This is a genomic window from Mesobacillus sp. MER 48, from assembly GCF_023714225.1.
In the GTDB taxonomy this organism is placed as follows: Bacteria; Bacillota; Bacilli; order Bacillales; family Cytobacillaceae; genus Mesobacillus; species Mesobacillus oceanisediminis_A.
On the sequence record NZ_JAMAUR010000001.1, the window covers coordinates 678,744 to 696,283 of the forward strand.

The 17,540-nt window shown below is 43.3% G+C and carries 22 protein-coding genes; 2 read left to right on the plus strand and 20 right to left on the minus strand.

What is annotated here, in order from left to right; all coding sequences use genetic code 11:
- Positions 1-72: 72 nt before the first annotated feature.
- Complete coding sequence (gene ndk, locus M3593_RS03440; RefSeq protein WP_144476785.1) at positions 73-519, minus strand: nucleoside-diphosphate kinase; 447 nt, start codon at positions 517-519, stop codon at positions 73-75.
- A gap of 90 nt (positions 520-609) precedes the next feature.
- Positions 610-1,572, minus strand: a complete 963-nt coding sequence (gene hepT / locus M3593_RS03445; RefSeq protein WP_144476782.1) for a heptaprenyl diphosphate synthase component II — start codon at positions 1,570-1,572, stop codon at positions 610-612.
- A 90-nt stretch (positions 1,573-1,662) separates the two neighbouring features.
- On the opposite strand from hepT, the gene M3593_RS23970 reads away from it, so the two are divergent.
- Positions 1,663-1,794 (plus strand): hypothetical protein, encoded by a 132-nt coding sequence (locus M3593_RS23970; protein ID WP_260983581.1) that lies wholly within the window; start codon positions 1,663-1,665, stop codon positions 1,792-1,794.
- A 26-nt stretch (positions 1,795-1,820) separates the two neighbouring features.
- On the opposite strand, the gene M3593_RS03450 is transcribed toward M3593_RS23970, so the two are convergent.
- From M3593_RS03450 to M3593_RS03510, 13 genes are all read right to left on the minus strand, one after another.
- Positions 1,821-2,522: a demethylmenaquinone methyltransferase gene (locus tag M3593_RS03450; RefSeq protein WP_144476778.1), complete on the minus strand. Its 702-nt coding sequence runs from the start codon at positions 2,520-2,522 to the stop codon at positions 1,821-1,823.
- A gap of 4 nt (positions 2,523-2,526) precedes the next feature.
- Entirely contained in the window at positions 2,527-3,363 is an 837-nt protein-coding gene (locus tag M3593_RS03455) for a heptaprenyl diphosphate synthase component 1 (RefSeq protein WP_144476775.1), read from the minus strand.
- Between the two features lie 278 nt (positions 3,364-3,641).
- Positions 3,642-3,875, minus strand: a complete 234-nt coding sequence (gene mtrB / locus M3593_RS03460; protein WP_144476772.1) for a trp RNA-binding attenuation protein MtrB — start codon at positions 3,873-3,875, stop codon at positions 3,642-3,644.
- A 173-nt stretch (positions 3,876-4,048) separates the two neighbouring features.
- On the minus strand, positions 4,049-4,615 hold the full coding sequence (folE, locus tag M3593_RS03465; protein WP_144476769.1) for a GTP cyclohydrolase I FolE: 567 nt from the start codon (positions 4,613-4,615) through the stop codon (positions 4,049-4,051).
- Between the two features lie 190 nt (positions 4,616-4,805).
- On the minus strand, positions 4,806-5,078 hold the full coding sequence (locus M3593_RS03470; RefSeq protein ID WP_079509561.1) for an HU family DNA-binding protein: 273 nt from the start codon (positions 5,076-5,078) through the stop codon (positions 4,806-4,808).
- A 799-nt stretch (positions 5,079-5,877) separates the two neighbouring features.
- Entirely contained in the window at positions 5,878-7,356 is a 1,479-nt protein-coding gene (spoIVA, locus tag M3593_RS03475; protein WP_144476766.1) for a stage IV sporulation protein A, read from the minus strand.
- A 295-nt stretch (positions 7,357-7,651) separates the two neighbouring features.
- Positions 7,652-8,362 carry a hypothetical protein gene (locus M3593_RS03480; RefSeq protein ID WP_144476763.1) on the minus strand — a complete coding sequence of 237 codons (711 nt, stop codon included), beginning with the start codon at positions 8,360-8,362 and terminating at the stop codon, positions 7,652-7,654.
- A gap of 27 nt (positions 8,363-8,389) precedes the next feature.
- Positions 8,390-8,590 (minus strand): DUF2768 domain-containing protein, encoded by a 201-nt coding sequence (locus tag M3593_RS03485; protein WP_144476760.1) that lies wholly within the window; start codon positions 8,588-8,590, stop codon positions 8,390-8,392.
- 257 nt (positions 8,591-8,847) lie between these two features.
- Positions 8,848-9,894, minus strand: coding sequence for an NAD(P)H-dependent glycerol-3-phosphate dehydrogenase (locus tag M3593_RS03490; protein ID WP_251540706.1), 1,047 nt, complete (start codon positions 9,892-9,894; stop codon positions 8,848-8,850).
- Positions 9,895-9,913: 19 nt separating this feature from the next.
- The gene (gene der, locus M3593_RS03495; RefSeq protein WP_251540714.1) at positions 9,914-11,224 is read right to left on the minus strand and encodes a ribosome biogenesis GTPase Der; all 1,311 of its coding nucleotides are present in this window, start codon (positions 11,222-11,224) and stop codon (positions 9,914-9,916) included.
- A gap of 207 nt (positions 11,225-11,431) precedes the next feature.
- Positions 11,432-11,617: a capping complex subunit for YIEGIA gene (locus M3593_RS03500; protein ID WP_144476751.1), complete on the minus strand. Its 186-nt coding sequence runs from the start codon at positions 11,615-11,617 to the stop codon at positions 11,432-11,434.
- The gene (locus tag M3593_RS03505) at positions 11,614-12,507 is read right to left on the minus strand and encodes a YIEGIA family protein (protein WP_144476748.1); all 894 of its coding nucleotides are present in this window, start codon (positions 12,505-12,507) and stop codon (positions 11,614-11,616) included. The genes M3593_RS03500 and M3593_RS03505 overlap by 4 nt, the downstream gene beginning before the upstream one ends.
- Positions 12,504-13,115: a YphA family membrane protein gene (locus M3593_RS03510; protein WP_251540716.1), complete on the minus strand. Its 612-nt coding sequence runs from the start codon at positions 13,113-13,115 to the stop codon at positions 12,504-12,506. Before M3593_RS03510 ends, M3593_RS03505 begins: the two co-directional genes overlap by 4 nt.
- A gap of 213 nt (positions 13,116-13,328) precedes the next feature.
- Between M3593_RS03510 and M3593_RS03515 the strand changes: the two genes are divergently transcribed.
- Complete coding sequence (locus M3593_RS03515; protein ID WP_144476742.1) at positions 13,329-13,472, plus strand: YpzI family protein; 144 nt, start codon at positions 13,329-13,331, stop codon at positions 13,470-13,472.
- Between the two features lie 72 nt (positions 13,473-13,544).
- On the opposite strand, the gene fni is transcribed toward M3593_RS03515, so the two are convergent.
- From fni to M3593_RS03540, 5 genes are all read right to left on the minus strand, one after another.
- Positions 13,545-14,606 carry a type 2 isopentenyl-diphosphate Delta-isomerase gene (gene fni, locus M3593_RS03520; protein ID WP_251540723.1) on the minus strand — a complete coding sequence of 354 codons (1,062 nt, stop codon included), beginning with the start codon at positions 14,604-14,606 and terminating at the stop codon, positions 13,545-13,547.
- An 11-nt stretch (positions 14,607-14,617) separates the two neighbouring features.
- Entirely contained in the window at positions 14,618-15,757 is a 1,140-nt protein-coding gene (gene rpsA, locus M3593_RS03525) for a 30S ribosomal protein S1 (protein WP_251540725.1), read from the minus strand.
- Positions 15,758-15,912: 155 nt separating this feature from the next.
- Complete coding sequence (locus M3593_RS03530) at positions 15,913-16,494, minus strand: lysophospholipid acyltransferase family protein (RefSeq protein WP_144476951.1); 582 nt, start codon at positions 16,492-16,494, stop codon at positions 15,913-15,915.
- 2 nt (positions 16,495-16,496) lie between these two features.
- Positions 16,497-17,171 (minus strand): (d)CMP kinase, encoded by a 675-nt coding sequence (gene cmk / locus M3593_RS03535; RefSeq protein WP_251540733.1) that lies wholly within the window; start codon positions 17,169-17,171, stop codon positions 16,497-16,499.
- A gap of 156 nt (positions 17,172-17,327) precedes the next feature.
- Positions 17,328-17,510, minus strand: a complete 183-nt coding sequence (locus M3593_RS03540; protein ID WP_144476731.1) for a YpfB family protein — start codon at positions 17,508-17,510, stop codon at positions 17,328-17,330.
- Positions 17,511-17,540 lie beyond the last annotated feature (30 nt).

The window sequence follows — 17,540 nt, forward strand, 5'->3', positions numbered from 1 at the left end:
GCAGTACACCGATGCAGTAGAATGACGCAAATAAAAAAGACACTTGCTATAAGCAAGTGTCCAGGGGTTATATTAGTAAACCCACTCGTTGATTAATTTGCTGTATTCAGCCAACTCTTCCTGTTTGAAGAATAGTCCGATTTCACGCTCTGCGCTTTCTGGTGAGTCTGAACCGTGAATGACGTTCTTTCCTACAGTAACGCCGAAATCTCCGCGGATCGTTCCAGGAGCTGCATCTTTAGGGTTTGTAGCACCCATCATCTGGCGTGCAGTTGTGATTACATTTTCACCTTGCCAAACCATTGCGAATACTGGACCAGAAGTAATGAAATCTACCAATTCGCCGAAGAATGGACGCTCTTTGTGTTCGCCATAATGCTCTTCAGCAAGTTCTCTTGGGATGTTCATAAGCTTTGCGCCAACTAGCTGGAAGCCTTTCTTTTCAAAACGTGCTACAACTTCGCCGATCAGGTTGCGCTGCACGCCATCAGGCTTGACCATCAAATAAGTCTTTTCCATGAGTTCCACTCCTATTTCACTATGTATGTGAACCGCTTACAAAAGCAATCCTTAGAAATAGTATCATTTTTTTGAAAAATTCGCAACTTGCTAATACTTGCGTTTCCCAATAAATTTGGCGATGTCGCGCAATGACTTCTTTGCTCTGTTTGGCGGAAGTTCCTCAAGGATGGCGAGTGCTTTATCCAGATACCGGTCACTGATTTCAAGAGACTTTTCAATCGCGCCAGATTCCTGGACCAGCTTCAGGACTTCCTCCAGGTCTGCCCTTTCCATTCCTTCATGGACTGTCCGGACCCTGCTGTTGATGTACTCATCCTGCATAGCATACAGGACTGGCAAGGTGATGTTACCCTGGAGCAGGTCCCCGCCAGCGGGCTTTCCAAGCTCCTTTTCTGTTCCTGTGAAATCAAGCACATCATCCGTAATCTGGAAGGACATCCCGACATAGTAGCCGAATTTATACAATTTGTGATGCTCCTCTTTCGGGACTCCTGCCACAACAGCACCAAGCTGGCAGCTGGCAGCAATCAAAAGAGCTGTCTTCCGCTTAATCCTGAGCAGATAATTGCGCAGGTTTTGGTCGAAATTATATTTATCTTTTATTTGTTCAATTTCACCAATACTTAATTCGACAATGGTATCTGAGAGAATCTGGTGCGCTGCCGGATTTTTAATTTCGGTCATAAGCTCCAGCGCCCTCGCAAATATGTAATCCCCTGTATACATGGCAATCCTGTTATCCCATTTTGCCTTGATCGTCGGCTGCCCTCTTCGCAATTCGGCATCATCAATCACATCATCGTGTACCAGTGATGCCATGTGGATGAGTTCAAGAGAGACCGCGACATCCTTGATGACATTGATATCATAATCACCGAATTTCGCACCGAGAAGCACAAAAACAGGCCTTATCCGTTTCCCTCCTGCTTTAAGCAAGTGCAGGCTTGCCTGTCTAAGCAGATGGGAATCTGCCTGGATTGATTCTTCCAGTTCTCTTTCTATTAACGTCAAATCAGAATTCAAATATGTATATAACAGCTTCATCTTCATTATTATCCACCCAGCTTTTGCATTCTCGATCTCCATTGTTGCGACTTTCTCATCCTCATGGCTTCATTGCACAATTAGGAGGTTTCTTTTATGCGGGCAATTAATGCCCAGGCAAATAGTTTCATTTTTAATCTCAACAGAATTACATCCGGCCCTGTTCTATTCTGGATAAATAGAGTGACCTTAAATGAAAACAGGCTGACCTTCCTTGCCGAGCGATGAGAAAAGGGCAGCCAGAATCTATTGGATTATTTACGGCCTATATGCACAGCAGCAACTCCGCCGCTGTATGGTTTGTATTCGACGTTTACGAAACCGGCTTCCGTGAACATCTTGGCCAGCTCTTTCATTCCTGGGAAATCCTTAGCAGATTCCTGCAGCCATGAATATTCATCGTAACTTTTCGCAAACAATTTTCCGAACATTGGCATGATAAACCTGAAGTATAATCGGTATGCTTGTTTAAATCCCGGCATGGTAGGCTGGGAAGTTTCCAGGCATACTGCCATACCGCCAGGCTTAAGAACTCTGTGCATTTCCCGCAGTACCTGATTGTAATCAGGGACATTCCTCAATCCGAACCCAATCGTGACATAGTCAAAGCTATTGTCATCGAATGGGAGCTCCATGGCGTTCCCATGGATCAGGTTTGCCTGGTCCATGTGGCGCGATTGTATTTTTTCTTCACCTATTTTCAGCATGTTTTTGCTGAAATCAAGACCTGTCACTTTGCCATCCTTGCCAACAGCTTCCGCAAGGGCAATCGTCCAGTCAGCCGTACCACAGCACACATCAAGGGCAGCAGCCCCTTTTTGGACATTCATCTTCTTCATTGTGTCATTGCGCCATTTAATATGCTGCTGAAAGCTGATGACAGAGTTCATTTGATCGTAATTTTCATAGATTTTTTCAAAGACTCCATGAACACGTTCTTCTTTCGATTGCTGCATTGCATTACCCTTCTTCCGCGAATTTTTTAGACATGGTCTGATACTGCCCGGCGGTCAGGTCTAACCGTTCCAGCAGCAAGCTGTTCATCCCAGAAAGCTTTTTCGAAGCTGTTTTTATCTTTGTCATTGAAAATTCCATGTATCTTGTACAGATCGACAAAAGGTATTTTTGCTGCTCAGCAGAAAGTTCAGCAGCCTTTTGATCCATTTTTGGGAGTGCGATCTTCTTCAGCGCATTGAATAGCAGAGAATGCCCTGTATTCATGTAAATTGCTTCTTCAGAAAGCAGCCTTTTGACGAAAAGCCAGTTTGAAGCGAATTCATACCATTCTGCCGCATGATAATGGTCAGCAACCTTGCCCAGGAGAGAAGATTCGATCAGTTTTAAGCTTTCCATCAATTGATCGATTGCTACAGGATCTTTCTGATACAAGGATATTTTATGCTCATTCACTTCTTTTACACCAGATGCCAATTGTTTGATCATATCAGTATCTTCAAGGTCCGCAAGCAGCTTGTAATACAGACCGCTGTAATATATCCCGGCAAGAACCGTCAATTGGCGCTGCTTATGGCTTTCATCCCCTTCACCTGGCAGGGAGTTGCGAACATGCTCATGGGTATCAAGGGCGATTTGCAGGAGCATGGTGGTCAGGGTGTAACTGGTTGCTCTCTCCTGGTTGCCTTCTTGCTGTTCAAGCAATGAAGTAAGCAGCAAGAGTCGATCATCATCAATAAAAGGAGATTCTACATGCTTCTGCAAGTAAGGATGTGAAAGTTTTTCTATAAGAAGCTCCCTGATGCCGTCTAATTTGTTTTGTAAATCTAGCAAATGAATCACCCTTGTTCCCCTTATTTATTGGATTGCCGGCAGCGGGCATAACTTGGTTTTAGTCAAGAATAGATACTTGTCATTCAGGCCTGGAGAGCCCATTTTTAAAAATAGAAAATTTTAAGACAGGCATAAAAAAAACGCCTGATCAATCTATACCGAACATTCCAAAGCAGTGACAATTATATCACAAAAGATAAAAACATGGGCGTGATAATATAAATTAAACACTATTTGCTACAAATTGAGCATGATTTTGTAACAAAATAGTTGTTTTTTGAACCGCTTTACTTTTTCTCGCTCTCTATTTCGCCAAAAGGTGTGACAATCTTGGCGTGACCTCTGATTTTAATAGCTGAAGTGTGTTCTGTGAACTGGGCGATCATGACTTCACCCTGATCGAGCTTTTCTGAATGGTGGAAACGAGTGTCTGTCCCTCTTGTAAGCCCAATCACATTCACGCCATCCTCAATCGCTTTGATTATGACATAATCGGTGTTTAAGGTTTGTTTCTTATCCATTATTATCCCCCTTCCCCAAAAAGAATATGACGAGACTTGCATTTCAAAATCAAGTATCAAATTTCAGTTCATATAAAACAAAAGGCTAAAAGAGTTTCTTTCAGCCTTCGAAATCTTTTCATGAGTTCTTGCCATCATCGATACGGAGATAGATTATGATTAAGACTAATATATCAGTCTTTGATTAAAGAGAGAATTTCAGCACGAGCATTTACATCCTCAGCCAGTGTACCTCTCACAGCAGAGGTAACTGTTTTAGAGCCAGGTTTTTTGACTCCTCTCATCGTCATGCACATATGTTCAGCTTCAACCACAACCATGACACCATGCGGATCAAGCTTTTCCATAATCGCATTCGCAATTGTCGACGTGATTCTCTCCTGCAGCTGCGGCCGTTTAGCTACCGCTTCAACTGCCCTTGCAAGCTTGCTGAGACCGGTAACTTTTCCGCCTCTTGGAATATATGCGACATGAGCCTTGCCGAAGAAAGGAACAAGATGGTGCTCACACATAGAATAGAATGGGATATCCTTGACCAGGACTAACTCCTCATGGTCTTCACCAAAAATGGTTTCGAAATATTCTTTTGGATCCTGGTTAAGGCCTGAAAAAACTTCCTCATACATCCTCGCAACCCGCTTTGGAGTATCGAGCAACCCTTCCCTGTTAGGATCTTCACCGACTGCTTCTAATATTAAACGTACCGCTTCTTCGATTTGGGCACGATTGACGTTTGACATCTGCGTTTCCTCCTATGGTCCATCAATCTCATTATAATCTTGTATAGTCTTCCAACTATTTGATTATAATATTTTCATCTTAGCATAACCAAATCAAAGCAGGCAAAGCTAAATGTTTCACCCCATAGAAAAAGGCCGCGAACGGGTCGCGGCCTTGGGGTTTAGCATACGCTCAGTGCGCCGTATGTAATTATTTCACTGCATCCTTAAGCGCTTTGCCTGGTTTGAAAGCAGGCACCTTGCTTGCAGAGATTTCGATTTCATCACCAGTTTGTGGGTTGCGTCCTTTACGGGCAGCGCGCTCACGAACTTCGAAGTTACCAAAACCGATTAACTGTACTTTGTCCCCATCTTTTAATGCATTTAAGATTGAATCAAAAACAGCGTCAACTGCTTTTGTTGCGTCTTTCTTTGAAAGCTCACCAGCTTCTGCAACTGCATTGATAAGTTCTGTTTTGTTCATGCCATTCACCTCCTCCCAAAGAGATCCCATTGCTCAGAAATTAAGCATCTTACTACATTTCTAAACAAAACATATGAATTCTATACGTTGCTGGAAGATTTTATTTATCATTTGTTGATAAATTCATCCAAAATCGCTTGAACCCCTATTACATAAGGGTTTTTAAGCAACAACGCTAATTCTGTTAAAAGATTATCATAATGTTTTCCTCTTATCAAGATAATTTCAAGAAATAATGGGAATCTTTTCTTCTTTGAAACATATTTGTAATAAGTTAACCCTCTTTCCTTACCCTTGTCAGAGGGGTTTAAACATAAAATAATATATTTATCCCTTACTTGCCAGTTTTTTTGCTTGTTCCAGGAAATTTTTATTATATTAGAAGATTAATTTACCTTACCTGAAAAATCGCCTGATTTCTTTAAAAAACAAGAATCTGTTAAACAGGCTTTTGATTTTCGTTCCAGGCGCTTCGCTTTCCGTTGGAAGAATATGAAAATTACCAACTGCCGTCTTTTTCATGAGCAATTCTTCCTTGGGGCTGGCGCTTAGCCTTCCTCGCCGATTCGTTCCTGCGGGGTGCAAATGATTCCTCACGTGAATCATTTCACCTAGGTCTCACCTGACCAGCTGCGCCCGCAGGACATTGATTTAACTACCTTGAACCTGCCCACACACGAAGGAAATTCGTTAGCATTTTCGAGGAATCTACGCGCCTTACACTACATCACCAGGGTTTAAAAATCAACATTTAGCTTCCCAGAGCAAAAAACAAAAAGACTCCCAAAAAGGAGTCAAATTAAAGTATGATTGCGATCAGTCCACCAGAACCTTCATTGATGATTCTTTCCAGTGTCTCTTTTAATTTATATCGGGCATTTTCCGGCATCAAGCTTAATTTAGCCGAAATGCCTTCTCTCACAATCGAGCTCAGGCTTCTGCCAAAGATGTCGGAGTTCCAGATCGACAGCGGATCATCCTCGAAATCCTGCATCAAGTAGCGGACAAGCTCTTCGCTTTGCTTCTCAGTGCCAATGATTGGCGAGAATTCGGACTCTACATCCACTTTAATCATATGGATGGAAGGAGCTACAGCCCTTAATCTGACTCCGAAACGAGAACCCTGGCGGATGATTTCCGGCTCTTCCAGGCTCATGTCCGTCAGTGAAGGAGATGCGATCCCGTATCCTGTCTGCTTAACCATTTTAAGTGCATCTGAAATTTGGTCGAACTCCGCTTTTGCGTATGCAAATTCCTGCATCAGCTCCAGCAAGTGGTCCTTGCCGCGAATCTCCACGCCAACGATTTCTTTGAGGATTTCATCATAAAGATCATCAGGTGCATAAAGATCGATTTCAGCTACACCCTGGCCCATTTCAATACCTGCCAGGCCGGCTCGGTCAATGTATTCAAAATCACTGAATTGATGGACAACCCTGTCAACATCACGAAGTCTTTTAATATCCTTCACTGTCTCTTTGACAGCTTCCTGGTAGCTCTCACGCAGCCAGTGATTCTCCCGGAGAACCATCACCCAGCTTGGCAGGTTGACGTTTACTTCCAGTACCGGGAATTCGTATAAAGCTTCCCTCATGACGCTTAAAACATCTGATTCACGCATGCTTTCCACGCTCATAGCCAGCACTGGGATATCGTATTTATCTGCCAATTGTGCACGCAACGTTTCTGTATTCGGATGATACGGCTGCGCACTGTTCACCACCATGATGAATGGTTTGCCGACTTCCTTCAGTTCTTCGATTACTCTTTCTTCTGCTTCAATGTAATCTTGCCTTGGGATCTCCCCAATTGTCCCATCCGTCGTAATGACGACGCCAAGTGTTGAATGCTCCTGAATAACCTTCCTGGTTCCAATTTCAGCTGCTTCATGGAAAGGGATCGGCTCTTCATACCAAGGTGTATTGATCATCCTTGGCCCATTCTCATCTTCATATCCCTTTGCTCCAGGAACTGTATAGCCGACACAATCTACCAGCCTGATATTCACATCCAGCCCTTCATCCACATGCACGGATGCTGCCTGGTTAGGCACGAATTTAGGTTCGGTCGTCATAATCGTTTTACCTGCTGCACTTTGCGGCAGCTCATCAAGCGCTCTGGCTCTGTCAGCCTCATTATTGATATTAGGTAAAACCACCAGCTCCATAAATTTTTTGATAAACGTGGATTTTCCAGTGCGGACCGCACCTACAACCCCCAGGTAAATATCGCCGCCAGTCCTCTCGGCGATATCCTTAAAAATATCTACCTTTTCCAAGTGATCCCCTCCCGATCATAGAGTTAGTGGGAATAAATTCATCCAAATTTGTAATCTGGGACAGTATATATCTATGATGTTGTCCTATATCGATATGACAATTTTTTATTTTTTTACCTCCTTAATTTTGATTTAACAAAGGAGTTTTGGTCTATTTGCTGATTATTTTATCTCCGAAATCCAAAACAACCTTATAAAAAGATTCCTCGATTCTCATTTATGAGGACAGTCGATATCTTTTTTAAGACAAAAAAACCCTGCTTCTACAATATATTTTGCAGAAACAGGGTTATGACTATTTTGCTAAAAAGACTGGTTCATTGGTCTCTTTATCAATGGTATAAGGTAAAGAATATGCCGGCACGAACATGGAATTCTCCACAAGGATGCCCCGGATATCCTCTCCTTCCTTGAGTTCTTTCCCGGAGGATTTCATAGCCTGAAAAAGGTCACTTCGGTAATCCACATAGATTTCGCCCTCTGTCGAAATGACAAAATGCAAGTTTTGGTTTGTAAAGGGGCTGACTGCAACAGGCTCCTCTTGATAACCAATCTTTTTGAAGTCGATGGTATACACATTTTCAGCAATTTGGTCCTTGAATGGAGGATAGCCATTGGCTTTGATCCGCATTTTGATTTCCCGGATCGTATCTGCCATTCTTAAGTCAAGCAGTTTCACTGTCGGATTTGTTTCTGCATCGACCAGGACATATTGAAAAAGTCCGCCGCTTTCGAATGCATTCCCCGGCGGCTCAGCAATAAATTTAGGGACGACCTTCTTAAACTCGATCGGGTACTTTTGATAAATCGGTGTTTTTGCATCTCTAGTCTTGATTGGCAGCAAACCGCCATTGGCTTCCTTATACTGATCGACTGCAGACTGGACACTGTCAAGCTGGTCCTTATAGGGCACCTGGTTCTGCATTAATTTTTCTTCTGGAAACATACAGCCAGTCAAAGTAAACAGCACAATGATGACCGGCAGGAAAAATCGGCTCTTATTCATTGATCCCAATCCTTAATTCTATGTATTTTATTCGCTCGTCGGGCCGCTGAAAACAACAAAAAAGATTATCAGGCCTGCCAGGACCATTAACATATATGCAATGACAGCCGTGGCAATCTTGAAAAATCCTTTTAACTTATAACGGCTAAGATAAATGGCAACAAGGGACAAAATCATACTGCCCATGCCTACAAAAGAAATATACATTTTTAATAATGCGGGTGACAACTGAACCCCTCCCTTTTTCGAACAGTATTATATCATAATCTGCAATCACTGTTGCAAATTTGTCTTCAGGCTTCTGATTAAGCAAAAAAAAAGCTGAAGTAAAGAAGGGGCGGTCAACTTTACTCCAGCTAAATGACTAAATACCCTATCACCCAGTTCAAACCACCAGTTTGCTTCGTTGCATCTTATGCAAACATCGTTAGAATCGCATCCTCGAATGCCTATATTGAACGCATTATTGCAAAAAAATTTTTCGCTTAATTTCTTCCTCCGAGGATATCTGCCAAATCTTCCATCTCATGAGTCTTCTCACGGGACATCAGCCCATCAACAGCATCCTTTGGATTGACGTTGTTAAATAAAACGTTATGAAGGGCATTGGTAATTGGCATTTTGACTTCAAATTTTTGTGCAAGCTGATAAGCTGCCTTGGTGGTTCGCACACCTTCAACAACCATCCCCATATTCTCGAGGACCTCCTCAAGGTTCTGCCCCTTGCCAAGCATATTGCCTGCACGCCAGTTACGGGAATGGACGCTTGTACAAGTAACAATTAAATCGCCAATCCCCGTCAATCCGGAAAAAGTCAAAGGGCTGGCGCCCATTTTGACTCCAAGACGTGCTATTTCGGCAAGTCCCCTCGTGATCAAGGCAGCCTTTGCGTTATCGCCATACCCAAGTCCATCAGATATGCCGGCAGCAAGCGCGATGATATTTTTCAGCGCTCCGCCAATCTCCACACCTATTAAATCCGGGTTTGTATATACCCTGAAATGATTATTGATGAACAAATCCTGGACTTTTTCCGCCTCATCCATATTTTTCGAAGAGACTGTCACAGTCGTAGGGTGGCGCAAGCTTACTTCTTCCGCATGGCTTGGTCCGGAGAGGACGACAACACTTTCCAGAAGGTCAGCAGGCATTTCCTCTTCAATCATTTCAGAAATGCGCAGCAGGGAATCAGGCTCTATTCCCTTGCTGACATGTACAATGACCAAAGATTCTGTGGTTATCTCTGTCATTTTCCTGATTACTTCGCGGATGGCTTTTGTAGGCACTGCCATAATCACCGTTTTGATCCCGTGCAATACCTCCCCAAGTGAAGAGTATCCCTTGATAGTTTCAGGCAGCGTAATTTCAGGAAGATATTTCTTGTTGATATGATTTTGATTGATTTCATCAATCTGCGCTGGGTTATGGCCCCATAAACGGACTTCATGTCCATTATCGGCTAGAACCATCGCTAAAGCTGTTCCCCAGCTGCCAGCACCCAGGACAGCAACTTTCTCTCTCTTCCTTTCCATTTAAACCACAACCTTTATCTTATTTTCTTTGTCTCGCAAAAATCTTGATCGGTGTGCCTGTAAAATCAAAGGCATCCCGGATCCTGTTTTCAAGGAAACGCTCATAAGAAAAATGCATTAATTCTGGCTCATTGACAAAGACAACAAAAGTAGGCGGTTTTACCGACACCTGTGTTGCGTAATAAATCTTAAGTCTCTTTCCTTTGTCCGTAGGAGTTGGATTCATCGCTACAGCATCCATGATGACCTCGTTGAGGATGTTTGTCTGCACCCTCATTGCATGATTCTCACTAGCCAAATCAATCATCGGCATCAATGTGTGGATTCGCTTCTTCGTTTTTGCCGACAGGAAGACAATTGGGGCGTAGCTCAGGAATTGGAAGTGGGCACGGATTTTCTCCTCGAATTCCTTCATTGTTTTTTCATCTTTTTCAATCGCATCCCATTTGTTTACGACGATGATGACCGCACGGCCAGCTTCCTCTGCATAGCCGGCGATATGCTTATCCTGCTCAATGATGCCTTCTTCGGCATTAATAACGACAAGAACGACATCGGAGCGTTCAATCGCCCTTAAGGCCCTTAGAACACTATACTTTTCAGTCGTTTCGTACACTTTCCCCTTTTTGCGCATTCCAGCTGTATCGATTATGACATATTTTTGCCCATCATACGTTACCTGGGAGTCAATAGCATCTCTAGTTGTCCCCGCGATATCACTGACTATGACGCGGTCTTCCCCAAGAATTGCGTTCACCAGTGAAGACTTCCCTACATTTGGCCTTCCGATTAAAGAAAACTTGATTGCATCTTTATCATACTGGTCTTCCTTGGCCTTTGGAAAATGTTTTGCAGCCTCATCCAGCAAATCACCGAGACCTAGACCGTGTGAGCCGGAAATCGGGAAAGGTTCGCCAAATCCCAGGGCATAAAAGTCGTATATCATTTCTCTCATTTCCGGATTGTCAATTTTGTTGACTGCGAGGACAACAGGCTTGTTCGAGCGATAGAGAATCTTTGCCACTTCTTCATCCGCAGAAGTCACTCCTTCTCTGCCGTTGACAAGGAAGATGATGACATCCGCCTCATCAATCGCAATTTCTGCCTGCTGGCGGATCTGATCCAAAAATGGCTCGTCCCCCAAATCAATCCCGCCAGTATCAATAATGTTAAAATCATGTGTCAGCCATTCAGCTGAACTGTATATACGATCCCTCGTTACTCCAGGAATATCTTCAACGATCGAAATACGTTCACCAACGATTCGATTAAAAATCGTAGACTTGCCGACATTCGGACGCCCAACGATAGCTACCACTGGTTTCGTCATGAACATCACCCTTTCAAAATTCTATTTGCAGGTCACAGACCAGGCCATAACAATGTCAAACTTACATATCCATAGTTTTCAATTATTAATTAAATACCATCATGGAGGACGGCATTTATAAAATAAACCCTTCTTTAGTATACAGAAGGGTCTGGCTTAATCAGTTTATCAAAAGATGCCGTAAACAGGCAATGAAAACATTTCTTGTCAATGTTTCACGATAATATACAGATCCTCGGTCAAAGAATGGGCGATACCATCAAGGATAGCTTCCAGGTTTGCCGCAACCTGATCCATTTCTTCCTTTGAATCACAATGGAATACAGCGGTACCGGAAGGCGCCTTTTTTGGATTGGTGGTAATGGCAGCCAGGACGAATTTTTCAAGCATCATTGAGAACCACTCCCTTCTCGGTCTTTTTTCTCAGAAGGCATCCTGATTGCGTTCTCCAATGTCGGCACATCACCGATCACCGTTATGGCATGCTCGATATCCCGTTCCTGCGGCAGAACGAATACCCCAACTCTTCCATCATCGAGGTCCCTCTTTGCCAGTGGTACTAGTGCAGGTGTTCCAGAATCACGATATACCCCGAGTGCAGTGGATAAATCGTGAAGAACAGCCTGCCTCTGGCCAAGATTAGCGATTGTGGACCGTGCATTCATGTTTTTCGGTTTTAAGATAAATCCCATTCCGTAGCGAAGCACTTCTTTTTGTCGTTCTGGAAGACCAATGTTCATGATGTAAATATTATCCACATACAATCCTGCACCATCAAATCTTGGTTCTACATATTCGATCTCGACGATATCTTTCAGTTTGCCGCCCGCCATTAACTTCTTTGAAATCAGCACTGCCAAAACCGCGGCAATGAGCCCTGCCCAAATATTAAAGATCAGATAGGCAAGTGTGCTGACAAGCGAAGTGAAAATGACAAGATAATTGCGGCTTTCAAATGCTATCGCAATGCCCTCGATATACGTTTTCCCTCGAGAGACAAGTTCATAGCTGTCAAGTTCCGTAAGCGTATTTCTCTCCATATTCCTAACTTCCCTGAATTGCGATGCGGCAAGGGTCAAGAAAGTCACCGCCGTAAATTCCTCTTCCATGATCGCAGGCCCTGCAACCGTTCCAAGAGCTGCGGCAATGAAACCGAGAGCTATGTGAATGATTTTCCCATGCAAATATGTAGGGTATTGGCGATAATCAGTCCGGAGCATCAGGAGCCTCGACATTGTTCCAATAGCAATTCCAAAAACAATTGGTATCGTGTATTCATTCATGAAGTCTTCTGTTCCTCCCCTTCTGCTTCACTTAATGTAGTTTTGGACATGATTGAGATGAGTGATTCGACAGCAGACCAGGCGATAAGCATTCCACTGGAAATGAACAATATGTCCATAAAGGTCATCGAAGCGACTTCATATGGGAAATTAAATCGCCATAAAACAGCGGAATATAAAATGTCACCCTGCAAAAAACCTGTCACCAATGCCAGCATTCGATCCTGTCCACCTTTGTGCAGCAAGATTGCCAAATAAAAACCTGCCGCGCCAAGCATCAATTTCCGGTCAAACAATACCCAGACGGGATCAAACAATTCGAACATCAGAAAACTTGTGTAGGCAAGCATAATGATGAAGGAAGTTAAAAATAAGTACAGGAATGAACCAGTTTTCTTCCGTTTTGTTTCCATAAAAATGAAAATGGCGATCGGAAAAGCGGACAAGTGGAACTTAAAAAACAGGAAATCAACTTTATAAGGTGAAGCTATAATGACAGCTAACAGACAAATGGCCCATTTCAGCCTGTTAGGATGATTCTTACCCATGATGAATGTAACCCAAATCCACGCTATCCAGGCCAGCCAGTAAAAGTAAAGACCTTCCATTCAACCCCTCCTATCATTTCCATTATGGTAATTTGTTATGTAATTTAATCTTTTTTGAATAAGATTTTTTGCCTGTTCCATGTTAAGAAAAGCAGTATTTTTAATACTGCAGGGAAAACGGGCAGAATCGAAGAAACCAAAGGGATGAAAATCCTTTAAACTGGCCGCACCCTGCTATGGTTTGTATGGATTCCATGACAAGGAGGTGCTTAGATGGGCCGAGATAGACAGGAAAAGAAACTGAAAAAAAGCGGACGAGTAGAATCTGACCGCGACCAGGCACTGCACTATCCTGGAGCGACAAAATTGCAAAGTCCCGAGGAAGCTCGATCTATGAATGACGGAAAGTATAGCTAAGGTTTTTGGAATTTCAAATTTGGATGCAAGGCAACCAAAAAAGGCCCTCTGCCAATTGGCAGAGGGCGTTCCCTAGTAAAAACTTCTTCTTTGAGCATATGCTCTTGTGTCGATTCCTCTTTGGACAAGCCAGTGATGTGTTTCTCCTGAGATAACAATAGGGACCTGATGAAGTTCATCGATTGTATGTACACCAAGGGCCGTCATGATGAAGGCAATCTCTTCTTTTATCATTGAAATTTCTTTGACCAATCCCTCTGTTCCATGCTCCATCAAAATTTTCAGAAGGGATCCTGCCATTGCAGCTGCGGCTGCACCTGAGGCAAGCCCTTTAACGATATCGAGGCTTGTCTGGATTCCTCCTGAAGCAATGACGGATAGGTCCTGAACAGCGGACTTCGCTTCAATGATGGATGCTGCAGTCGGGATTCCCCAATCCTCAAAAAATGTGAGCAGCCTGTCCCTTCGCTTGTTTTCGATTTCCGCAAAATTGGTACCGCCAAAACCGCCTACATCAATACAACGAATCCCATGTGCAAAAAGTTTGGCTGCAGTCTCTGCGCTTATGCCAAACCCGACCTCTTTGACAATCACAGGGACGCCGATATTCTGTTCAATTTCAGCAATCCTATCCAATGCACCGCTGAATTTTCTGTCTCCCTCGGGCATTGTCAATTCCTGTACAACATTTAAATGTATTTGCAGACCATTGGCCTTGATCATTTCGACCGCGGCTCTTGCCTGCTCGACCGTTGCTTCACTGCCCAGATTGGCAAGCAGGATGCCGTCAGGGTGCATTTCCCTGACAATCTCATAAGTCCTCCGCTCTTCCGGATTTCTTAAGGCTGACATTTGCGACCCTACAGCGATAGCCGACCCGGTCTCTCTTGCAGCGATAGCTAATTCACGGTTGATCCTGAAGGTCCGTTCCCCGCCGCCACCTGTCATTGCATTTATAAAAATTGGCGAACTTAAAGAAAGTTCGCCAATTTGTGTCTGCAATTTTACTGAATCAAGATCAGTTCCAGGCAAGCTTTGATTTACAAACTTAATATCATCAAAACCGGTTAGCCGCTTCTGGCCCGTTTCGAGGGCATATTGAATATGGTCCCATTTCCTTTTTGATCTCGACAAATCTATCACCATTACTGTTTAAGATTCTTCAGCTTGTCTCCAATCATATCACCAAGGCTGAAACCTTTTGTTTCTTCAGGAAGTTCGTAGTCAAAAGCTTCATTGCTTTCTCTTTCCTCGAACTCCTTCATGCTGAGTGATAATCGTTGGTCTTCCTTGTTTACATCGAGGACTTTTACCTTTACAGTCTGCCCTTCCTGGAGAACTTCATGCGGTGTCCCGATGTGTTTATGCGAAATTTGTGAAATATGCACCAGACCTTCTACTCCAGGGAATACTTCGACAAACGCTCCATAAGAAACCAAACGCTTGACCGTACCTTCCAGTGTGCTCCCCTTTGGTGCCTTATCATCGATATCAGCCCATGGTCCAGGCAGTGTTTCTTTAATTGATAGAGAAATACGCTCATTGTCACGGTCCATGCTCAAGACTTTTACCTGGACCTGCTGCCCTTCCTGGACAACATCGGATGGTTTTTCTACATGCTCGTGGGATAGCTGTGAAATATGAACAAGTCCATCAACTCCGCCAATATCAACGAAGGCACCGAAGTCAGTAATCCTTTGGACTGTACCTTCGATAACCTGTCCTGATTGGATGGAAGCGAGCAGGTCCTGCTTTTTCTTCCCTTGCTCTTCCTCAACGACAGCGCGATGAGAAAGGATCAGACGGTTTTTCTCCTTCTCGAGCTCCACGATTTTAAAGCTTAGCGTTTTTCCTTTATAGTCAGAGAAATCTTCGACAAAATGGGATTCCACCAGGGATGCCGGTACAAAACCGCGGACACCAAGATCGACAACCAAGCCGCCTTTAACGACATCTTTAACTTCAGCATCGAAAACTTCTCCGCTTTCGAACTTGCCTTTAAGCTCTTCCCATGCTTTCTCGGCGTCAACTTTTCTTTTCGAAAGGATTAAAGCTTCCTCTTCAACCTTCTGTACTTCCAGTTCCAGTTCATCCCCTACCGAAACTGCATCTTCAGCTTTTTCAACATGAAGGCTTGAAAGCTCACTGATCGGAATGATTCCATCGAGCTTGCTTCCTTCGATATCTACTAATACCTGCTTTTCTTCCACTTTTGTTACCTGGCCCTTGACACGGTCGCCAGCCTCAAAATTCTTTACTTCTACTTGATTCATATCTTCTGACATATGTACTCCTCCTTAATCCATGACTGCTGCAAATATATGCATTATGGCGAAAACGCCATTTAAAAACACATTAAATTAGCCACTAAGTGAAAATTCTAAAAATATCTCTTCTTAATAACTTCTTACAAACAGACATTTTTGTCAAGCAAGAAACCTTACTTGTACTCGTTGATCAGTTTCTGGATTTCTCCCATAATCAAATCAGTGGTCTGTTCGGCATTTAATTTTTTTTCCTTAATGGATTCCATATCAATTGGCTTACCATATACCACCTTCAATTTCTTGAATGCTTTGTATGGACCGATGACCGCGCACGGAACAACATGTGCATCGGATCGGAGAGCAAAGAAGCCTGCACCTGCTAGACCTTTGCCCATTTCACCTGTCTTGCTTCTTGTTCCCTCTGGAAACAAACCTAAAACCTTTCCATCCTTTAAAATTCCAAGACCCTTCCTTAACGCTTCCCTGTCGCTCATACCCCTCTTGACCGGAAAAGCATTCAAGTGCGGAACAATTTTCCCAAGTACGGGAACGGAGAATAATTCCTCTTTTGCCATGAAATAGACTGGACGGGGTGCGGTAATGCCAACAACCGGGGGATCAAGATTGTCGATGTGATTGGCACATAGCAGTACACCGCCATCGGCAGGTACATTCTCCCTGCCGATTACCTCAATACGATAAACTGGTTTTAATACAGCATTCACTAAAGACCTAACAAAGGAATAAACCGTCACTTTCATCCGATCCTTTCAAGCGCCAAACCCATTATTTTTTCCACTACATCAGCAATCGTGAGCGAAGTGGTATCTATTTCGACTGCATCGTCTGCCTTTTTCAAAGGAGCTACTTCCCGCTCGGAATCAATCTTGTCCCGTGCGGCGATTTCTTCTTTTAGCTTTTCAAGATCGGATGGGAAGCCTTTCTGGATGTTTTCGTCAAGTCGGCGCTGTGCCCTTTCCTCAACACTTGCAAGCAAAAAGACCTTTACTTCCGCATTTGGCAGTACATGTGTGCCAATATCCCTTCCATCCATAACTACTCCGCCATCTCGGGCAAAGGCCTGCTGACGCTTGACCATTTCCTTCCTGACCAATTCATGGACGGCTACATAAGAAACCTGGTTGGTGACCTCTGAGCTTCTTATGTCATTAGTGACCTCGATTCCATCCAATAACACCTTCTGGCCCATTTGTCCTGGCTGAAGTTCAATTACCGTATTATTTAAGATATCAATCAACTGGGCTTCATGATCAAGCCGGGCTCCTTTTTGCAGAGCTTTGTATGTAAGAGCCCTGTACATTGCACCTGTATCAATATATACATATGTCAGTTTTTCAGCCACAATTTTAGCTACCGTGCTTTTACCTGCTGCAGCAGGGCCATCAATGGCAATTGAAATTCGTTTATTCATATTTCCTCCTGGTACTCCTTGTTGTTCATTTATATTCTCTTATATTTTAACACAAAAATCTGTTCATCCTCGTCCATCATGACTTTTTTTAAGTCACTTTAGAAAACTTACCCGTTTCGTTTTCTGTGCATTAAAATAAGCAGGCTTTCCACCTGCTTATTCTTTGCTTCGGATTGAATTCAGGACTTCTGAATGATTATTGTCAGTAACTCCCTCGTACTGGGTAATCTGTTTCAGTTCTGGAAAAGCATCGAGTTTATGGAAAAATATCTGGGCTATTATGAGAAAGATAAATTGAATGATCGCGATTTTGATTAAGATTCTTTCAAATGTTTTCATATCTTTTTGCTCCCGTATTAAAACTTTTAT